General features: G+C 73.9%; 8 protein-coding genes. 4 read left to right on the forward strand and 4 right to left on the reverse strand.

Features of this window, described 5'->3' with window-relative positions:
* A partial coding sequence (locus ACI79U_RS21155) for an LGFP repeat-containing protein (protein WP_457072701.1) occupies positions 1-332 on the forward strand: 332 nt, incomplete at its 5' end.
* Between the two features lie 172 nt (positions 333-504).
* On the opposite strand, the gene ACI79U_RS21160 is transcribed toward ACI79U_RS21155, so the two are convergent.
* Positions 505-1,251 carry a GAF and ANTAR domain-containing protein gene (locus ACI79U_RS21160; RefSeq protein ID WP_457071848.1) on the reverse strand — a complete coding sequence of 249 codons (747 nt, stop codon included), beginning with the start codon at positions 1,249-1,251 and terminating at the stop codon, positions 505-507.
* A 148-nt stretch (positions 1,252-1,399) separates the two neighbouring features.
* Positions 1,400-2,122: an ANTAR domain-containing protein gene (locus ACI79U_RS21165; protein ID WP_457071850.1), complete on the reverse strand. Its 723-nt coding sequence runs from the start codon at positions 2,120-2,122 to the stop codon at positions 1,400-1,402.
* Positions 2,123-2,523: 401 nt separating this feature from the next.
* On the opposite strand from ACI79U_RS21165, the gene ACI79U_RS21170 reads away from it, so the two are divergent.
* On the forward strand, positions 2,524-3,249 hold the full coding sequence (locus ACI79U_RS21170; RefSeq protein WP_457071851.1) for an ANTAR domain-containing protein: 726 nt from the start codon (positions 2,524-2,526) through the stop codon (positions 3,247-3,249).
* Between the two features lie 23 nt (positions 3,250-3,272).
* Positions 3,273-3,635 (forward strand): hypothetical protein, encoded by a 363-nt coding sequence (locus ACI79U_RS21175; protein ID WP_457071853.1) that lies wholly within the window; start codon positions 3,273-3,275, stop codon positions 3,633-3,635.
* 32 nt (positions 3,636-3,667) lie between these two features.
* Here the strand turns inward: ACI79U_RS21175 and ACI79U_RS21180 are convergent, their stop codons facing one another.
* Positions 3,668-4,855, reverse strand: coding sequence for an MFS transporter (locus ACI79U_RS21180; RefSeq protein ID WP_457071856.1), 1,188 nt, complete (start codon positions 4,853-4,855; stop codon positions 3,668-3,670).
* 58 nt (positions 4,856-4,913) lie between these two features.
* Here ACI79U_RS21180 and ACI79U_RS21185 point away from each other — a divergent pair, with 58 nt between their 5' ends.
* Positions 4,914-5,459, forward strand: a complete 546-nt coding sequence (locus ACI79U_RS21185) for a gluconokinase (RefSeq protein WP_457071858.1) — start codon at positions 4,914-4,916, stop codon at positions 5,457-5,459.
* A gap of 145 nt (positions 5,460-5,604) precedes the next feature.
* Here ACI79U_RS21185 and pruA read toward each other — a convergent pair whose 3' ends face one another.
* Positions 5,605-7,230 carry an L-glutamate gamma-semialdehyde dehydrogenase gene (pruA, locus tag ACI79U_RS21190; protein WP_457071860.1) on the reverse strand — a complete coding sequence of 542 codons (1,626 nt, stop codon included), beginning with the start codon at positions 7,228-7,230 and terminating at the stop codon, positions 5,605-5,607.
* Positions 7,231-7,357: the final 127 nt, after the last annotated feature.

Consider the following 7,357-nt stretch of genomic DNA (forward strand, 5'->3'; position numbering starts at 1 on the left):
TCCGCGGCGCCATCCGCGCCACCTGGGCCGCACTGGGTTGGGAGAACTCCACCCTCGGCTTCCCCACCACCGACGAGACGCCCACCCCGGAGAAGACCGGCGCCTACAACCACTTCCAGAACGGCTCGATCTACTGGTCACCGGCCACCGGCGCCCACGAGGTCCGCGGCGCCATCCGCAGCACCTGGGCCGCACTGGGCTGGGAGAAGTCCGCCCTCGGCTTCCCCACGTCGGACGAGTACAGCGTCGACGGTGGCCGGCGCAGTGACTTCGAGAACGGTCACATCACCTGGACACCATCCGGCGGCACCGTCGTCCATCAGGACGGCTGATCCCGCGGCTGCCTGCCGCGCTCGCCAGCGGCGGACAGGCGGAGCCCCGCTGCAGCGAGGCGACTCCAGCAGCCAGTGGGCTCGACTGATGGGGCCTGACCTCGGGAGCTACGGCTTCACGAACCCGCCGGGGGCTGGTGTGGACCCTGCGCTGGATCTGCACCGAGGGCGATCACTGTGGCAGCTGGTACCCGGCCGGCCCGGGCCGGGATCGGCGCTCGGCCGGCGGGAGCTGACCGGTCGCGGTGAGCTCGTCGGCGAGGTCGCGCAGCTTGCGGTTGGTCAGCGACGAGGTCTGCACCAGCACGGCGAACGCCTGGTCGGCGGTGAGCTTGTGCCGCTCCATCAGGATCCCCTTGGCCTGGCCGATGACGTCGCGGTGGGCCATCCCGCCGCGCAGGTTCTGCTCGTGCTCGGCGCCGGCCAGCGCCACGGCGGCGTGGCTGGCGAACAGCCGGCCGACCTCGCACGACTCGTCGTCGAAGGCGTGGGGATCGCGGGCGTAGAGGTTCAGTGCGCCCATCTGCCCGCCCTCGACGAAGAGCTTGAAGCACAGGATGCTGCCCACGCCCAGCTCCGCCGCCCGAGCGGCGAACCGCGGCCAGCGCTGTTCCGTGCCGACGTCATCGAGCAGGATGACCTCCTGGTCCCAGACCGCGTCGATGCACGGCCCTTCCCCGAGCTCCTGCTGCAGGCGGTCGACCGATCGCGGCAGCTCGCTGGTCCAGGCCCGCGGCTCGACCGTGGCCCGTCCGGTCACGTAGGTGATCCCGCAGTCGTGGGCATGCGGCACGGTGTCGACCGCCGCGGTCGCGATCGCCCGCAGCGTCGCCTCGACGTCGCCGTGCTCCTCCTGGAGCCGGCGGGCGACCTGGCTCAGCACGTCGCCCAGTCCCCCGTGCACCTCGGACGTCGTCATGGCCCGAGGCTACCCAGCCCGGCAGGTGGGCGAGGCGGCTCGGCGGCCGTCTTCTCGACCGCCGAACCTCGACCGCTCGCGCGCCGGCGCCCGACCGGTCGTGCCAGCGGTCCTGCCCCGGAGCCCGCTCCGGCAATCGGACGACTGGTCAGCGGGTCAGCGACCGGAGGTCGAACTCCCCGGTGGTCACGAGCCGCTCGGCGATCTCCCGGACCCGGGGTTTCGTGTGCACGGAGACCGCCGCCAGCGTCTGGAACGCCTGGTCGGCGTTGAGCTCGTACCGCTCCATGAGGACGCCCTTGGCCTGGTCGATCACCGCGCGGGACTCCAGTGCCGCCTGCAGATTCTCGGCCCGCTCCTGCGCGCTCCGGTAGGCGAACAGATTGGCCACCGCCACCGCCACCGCGGCGTAGGGCGCGATGTGGGTGGCGGCGACCTGCACCGCGTCGTCGAAGGCGTGCGGCTCGTGGGCGTAGATGTTCAGCGCACCGACGAGGCCGGGCTCCTCGAGGCGCAGCGGCACCGACAGCGAGCTGCCGCAGCCCTGCTCCCAGGCGCGCCGGACGTAGTCGGGCCACCGCTGCTCCGTGCCGTTGTCGGGGATGACGGTCAGCTCGCCCGTCGCGGCCGCGTGCAGGCACGGTCCGTACCCCCGGCCGAACTGGCTCTCGTCGAGCTCCACGGCCAGCCGGCCGGACGCGGACGTGGTCATCGGCTTGTCGTGCAGCACCAGCGAGACCGACGCCTCCGGGTTCCCCGGGAGGACCTCGGTCGTCAGATCGACGACTGTCTGCAGCAGCGACTCCATCGACTGGTCGCGCAGCGTGATGCTCCCGAGCCGTTCCAGGGCGGCGCGGGCGGTGTCGCTCACGGGGCTGGTCGTGTCGCTCAGGGGACTGGCGGCAGGGGACACGCGTCGCTCCGGTCCGCGGTGCACCGGGGTGTCGACCTCGGCAGGAGCCCCGCACTGAGGCCCCGCACGCAGGCGTGCCGTGGTTGGACCCGCCTGCTGATCGCTCCCGGGCGACCCGGGAGGGCATGAGCAGCGCGGTACCGGGTTTCGGCCCCCGACGTCCGGCGCCGGAGGCCCGGCCCTCGTTCTGGGGAGCCCGACCGCGGCCCGGCTATGCTGCCCCCAACGAGTGCACGTCACACAGCCGGCGTGCGGCACGGGGTTCCTCACCCCAGCCCTGTCGAGCCCCCGGGATCCCGGGAGCTCGCATCCCGCCGGCACATGCGCTGCCCGGTGCCGACCCCTGCCGGAGTTCCGCCGTGACACCCCCCTCCCCCGATCCCGACGAGGCCCTCGCCCAGCTCGCCTTCGACGAGCTCGGCCGGATGTCCTTCGCCGACCACTCGCTGGAGTCGGTCCTGCAGAAGGTCACCGACCTCGCCGCCCGGGTGCTCCCCGGGCAGCCGGTCATCTCGGTGACCATCGTGACCGCCGACCGCCCCTCGACCGTCGCCGCCAGCGGAGAGCTCGCCCGGACGCTGGACGAGGCGCAGTACGCCCACTCCGCCGGTCCCTGCCTGGAGGCCGCCACCACCGGCCGGCCGATCGAGGTGGCCGACATGGACGCCGAGCCGCGCTGGGCACCCTTCCCCCGGCTCGCCGCCGAGGAAGGCTGCCGGAGCCTGCTGTCCTACCCGCTGCCGCCGCAGGAGCTGATCTCCGGCGGGCTGAACGTCTACGCCCGCAGCCACCGCCCGCTGGACGAGCGCACGCTCGCCCTGGCCGGCCGGTTCGCCGCCTACGCCGTCGTCCCGGTGTCGAACATGTACCTCTACGAGAGCGCCGTCGCCCGCGCCGAGCACCTGCGCGCGGCACTGGACTCCCGGGCGGTCATCGACCAGGCCAAGGGCATCCTGATGGAGCGCCTGAAGCTCACCGCCGACCAGGCGTTCTCGGCGCTGGCCCAGGTGTCGATGGACACCAACACCAAGGTCCGCGACATCGCCGAACGGTTCGTCGACACCGGCGAGCTGCGCCGGGAGTGAGCCGGCGAGGCACAGTGGAGGGCGTGACCGCACCCTCGAACTCACCCGCCGACCTCGGCGCCGCCCGCGCCCGCGAGTACCTGCAGCTGGTGGAGGCCGGCCGCACCGAGGAGGCCGAGCGGCTGCTCGCCGGCCTCACCGACACCCGTGAGCTGGTCTACGTCGGCGCCGGCTTCACCGTCCTGGCCCGCCAGGCCGGGCGCACGCTGCCCACCGCGATGCGCGCCCAGGCGAGCACCCGGCAGGTGCTCCTCGGCCAGCTGCGCGACCGCAACCGCGGCGACGTCGAGGGGCTGCGGGGCTGGCTGCGCAGCGCCGCCGAGGAGGTCCGCACGGTGACCCGGCTGGCCGAGGTCGCCCGGCAGCGGCTGGGCTCCGGCAGCTGAGCCCGTTCGACAGCTGAGCCGGATCCGACAGCTCAGCGGGGTGCGGCGCCCACCGGCGTCCGGCCCAGCACGGTGGCCAGCGGCAGCGCTGCGGCCAGCAGCGCAGCGATGAGCACGTAGGTCCAGGGCAGCCCGACCCCGGCGGCGACCGCGCCGACGAGCAGCGCGCCGGTCGCCGTCCCGCTGTCGTAGCAGGCGTTCCACACCGCGCTCACGGTGGCCGGCGGCCCGCTGCCGGCGCGCGCCAGCGCGACCACCAGGGTGAGGTTCTGCACCGCGCCGTAGGTGACGCCGAGCAGCAGCGAGCCGCCGAGCACCGCCGCCGCACCGGCCGCGCCACCGGCCACCAGCCCCCAGGCGATGAGCAGCAGCCCGGCCACCCCCACCGCGAGCGTGCCGGGCAGCAGCGCCCGCGCGCCCAGCCGGTCGACCAGCACCCCCACCCGCCACCGGGCGAGCCCGCTGGTCAGTCCGTAGCAGAGCAGCGCCACCGGGGCGAGTGCCCCGTCGGGCCGCTCGATCGGCAGGAAGGTGAAGAACCCGGCCGCGGCGAAGGTGACCACCAGCAGCACCAGCGACGGCGCCACGGACGCCCGCACCGCCCGGCGTGCGGAGCCCGGCCGGGTGCTCGGCGTCTCGACCTTCGCCATCGCCCGCCCGAGGGCGGGCACGAACACGCACGCGAGGGCCGGGGCCGCGGCCAGGGCGGCCACCCACCCGAAGTGGCCGGCCAGCGTGAGCGCGGTGCCGCCGGGCACCGCGCCCAGCATCGGGACGGCGATCGCCAGCCCGTACAGGCCGATCGACTCCCCGCGGCGCTCGGGCGGCACGACCTGGGCGGCGATCGTCGAGCCGAGCACGGTGATCACCGCGAACCCCAGGCCCCGGACGGCGGAGACGGCGGCGAACCAGCCCAGGTCGTCGGAGAGCAGGTAGAACGGCGAGGGCAGCCCGATGGCGAGCAGCCCGCCGATGAGCACCGGGGTGACCCCCAGCCGGTTCACCAGCGCCGGTACCGCCAGCTGGCCCAGCACGGTCACCCCGAGGAAGACCGTGGTGACCGACCCGGCGGCGGTGAGCCCGTAGCCGACCGCCGCGGCGTGCGCCGGCAGCGCCGACAGCAGCAGCGAGTAGCTGAGGAAGCCCAGCAGGTTGAGGGAGAACAGCGACCGGACGGCAGGGATCTGCCACAGCGAGCTCCGCGGCTCCGTCGTGGTCACGCCTGCGTTCCTCCGCCCCCGGTTCCCAAGTCCTGCTCCGAGTCCCTACGGTCTGGGCATGGCATCCGCGTCCAGCATCCCGGCGACCACCAGCATCGTCGTCATGGGGGTCTCCGGCTCCGGCAAGTCGACCATCGCGACCGAGCTCGCCCGGCGGCTGCAGTGGGAGTTCATCGAAGGTGACGACCTGCACCCGCCGGAGAACGTCGAGAAGATGCGGGGCGGCACGCCGCTCGACGACGAGGACCGCTGGCCGTGGCTGCGCCGTATCGCCGAGCTGATCGGCGAGCACGAGGAGGCCGGGAAGTCGTTCATCCTCACCTGCTCGGCGCTCAAGCGCAGCTACCGCGACGTGCTCTGCGAGGGCAACCCGTCGGTGTGGTTCGCGCACGCGAACACCTCCGAGGAGGTGCTCACCGAGCGGCTGGCCAAGCGCCAGGGGCACTACATGCCGCCGAGCCTGCTGCGCAGCCAGCTGGACACCCTCGAGCCGCTCGGCGAGGACGAGCCCGGCGCGGTGGTGCCCGGCGAGGGCTCCGTGGAGGAGACGGTCGCCGACTTCCTCGCCGAGCTCTGCGCCGAGCGGGAGATCCAGCTGCCCTGACACTGGTCGGCCTACCGGCCTCCGACCGCGGCCAGGTGCCATCCCCGCCCCGGCGAGAGTCGGGAACGGCACCGGGCCGCCGCGCGAGCGGCTCAGCACGAGCCGGGCACGGCTCCTGGCCGCGGTGCGGCCCGGAGGGGCGCGATCAGGACATGTGCGGGTAGCGGTGGTCGGTGGCGGGGACGAACGTCTCCTTGATCGACCGGGTCGACGTCCAGCGCTGGAGGTTCTGCTTCGCCCCCGCCTTGTCGTTGGTGCCCGAGCCGCGGCCGCCGCCGAAGGGCTGCTGGCCGACGACGGCCCCGGTCGGCTTGTCGTTGACGTAGAAGTTGCCGGCGGCGTGCCGGAGGAAGCGGCGCGCGTGGTCGATCGCCGTCCGGTCCTGGGCGATGATCGCGCCGGTCAGCGCGTAGGGCGCGACCGACTCCATCTGGGTGAGCACCCGGTCGTAGTCGGCGTCGTCGTAGACGTGCACCGCGAGCACCGGACCGAAGTACTCGGTGGTGAAGACCTCGTGCCCGGGGTCGGTGCCCTCGATGACGGTCGGCCGCACGAAGAAGCCCTCGCTGTCGTCGGCGGTGCCACCGGCGACCACGGTGAGCGCGTCGTCGTCCTTCGCCGACTCGAGCACCGTCGACAGCTTGGTGAAGGACTTCCGGTCGATGACCGCGCCCATGAAGTTGGAGAAGTCGGTGACGTCGCCCATCGGGAGCTCCTCGACGGTGCCGATCAGGTCGTCGCGGATCCGCCCCCAGAGGCTGCGCGGCACGTAGGCCCGCGAGGCCGCCGAGCACTTCTGCCCCTGGTACTCGAAGGAGCCGCGGATCATCGCGGTGCGCAGCACGTCGGGGTCGGCGGAGGGGTGGGCGACGATGAAGTCCTTGCCGCCGGTCTCCCCCACGATCCGCGGGTAGCCGCGGTAGCCGGCGATGTTCTCCCCCACGGTGCGCCACAGGTGCTGGAACACCGGGGTCGAGCCGGTGAAGTGGATGCCGGCCAGGTCGCGGTCGGCGAGCACGACCTCGGAGACGGCGACGCCGTCGCCCGGCAGCATGTTGATCACGCCCGGCGGCAGGCCGGCGGCCTCGAGCAGGCGCATGAGGAAGTGCGCGGCGAACTGCTGGGTGGGGGCCGGCTTCCAGATGACCGTGTTGCCCATCAGCGCCGGCGCGGTGGGCAGGTTGCCGGCGATCGCGGTGAAGTTGAACGGGGTGACCGCGTAGACGAACCCCTCCAGCGGGCGGTGGTCGACGCGGTTCCACACCCCGGGGCCCGACACCGGCTGCTCGGCGAGGATCTCCCGGGCGAAGTGCACGTTGAAGCGCCAGAAGTCGATCAGCTCGCACGCGGAGTCGATCTCGGCCTGGAACGCGGTCTTGCTCTGCCCGAGCATCGTGGCGGCGTTGAGGGTCTGCCGCCACGGCCCGGCCAGCAGGTCGGCGGCCTTGAGGAAGACCGCGGCTCGGTCGTCGAAGGACAGCTCCGACCAGCCGGGTGCGGCGTCCTTGGCGCAGCGCACCGCCTCCTGCGCGTCCGCGGCGGTGGCGGCGGCCGAGGTGCCGAGCACCTGGGCGTGCCGGTGCGGGGCGACGACGTCGAACGCGGCGCCGCCGGCCATCCGCTGCTGCCCGCCGATGGTGGCGGTCAGCTCGACCGGCGAGGCGGCCAGCTCGGTGAGCCGCTGCTGGAGCGCGGCCCGTTCCGGCGAGCCGGGGGCGTAGTCGCCGACCGGCTCGTTGCGCGGCGCGGGGACCTGGGTGACGGCGTCCATGGGGAGCTCCTCGGGGATCGGCGTGGGGGGGGGGGGGGGGGGGGGGGGGGGGGGGGGGGGGGGGGGGGGGGGGGGGGGGGGGGGGGGGGGGGGGTAGGCCGGTCTCGTGGCACAGTGGGCGGGGGCG

This window comes from Modestobacter sp. SYSU DS0904, assembly GCF_054051115.1.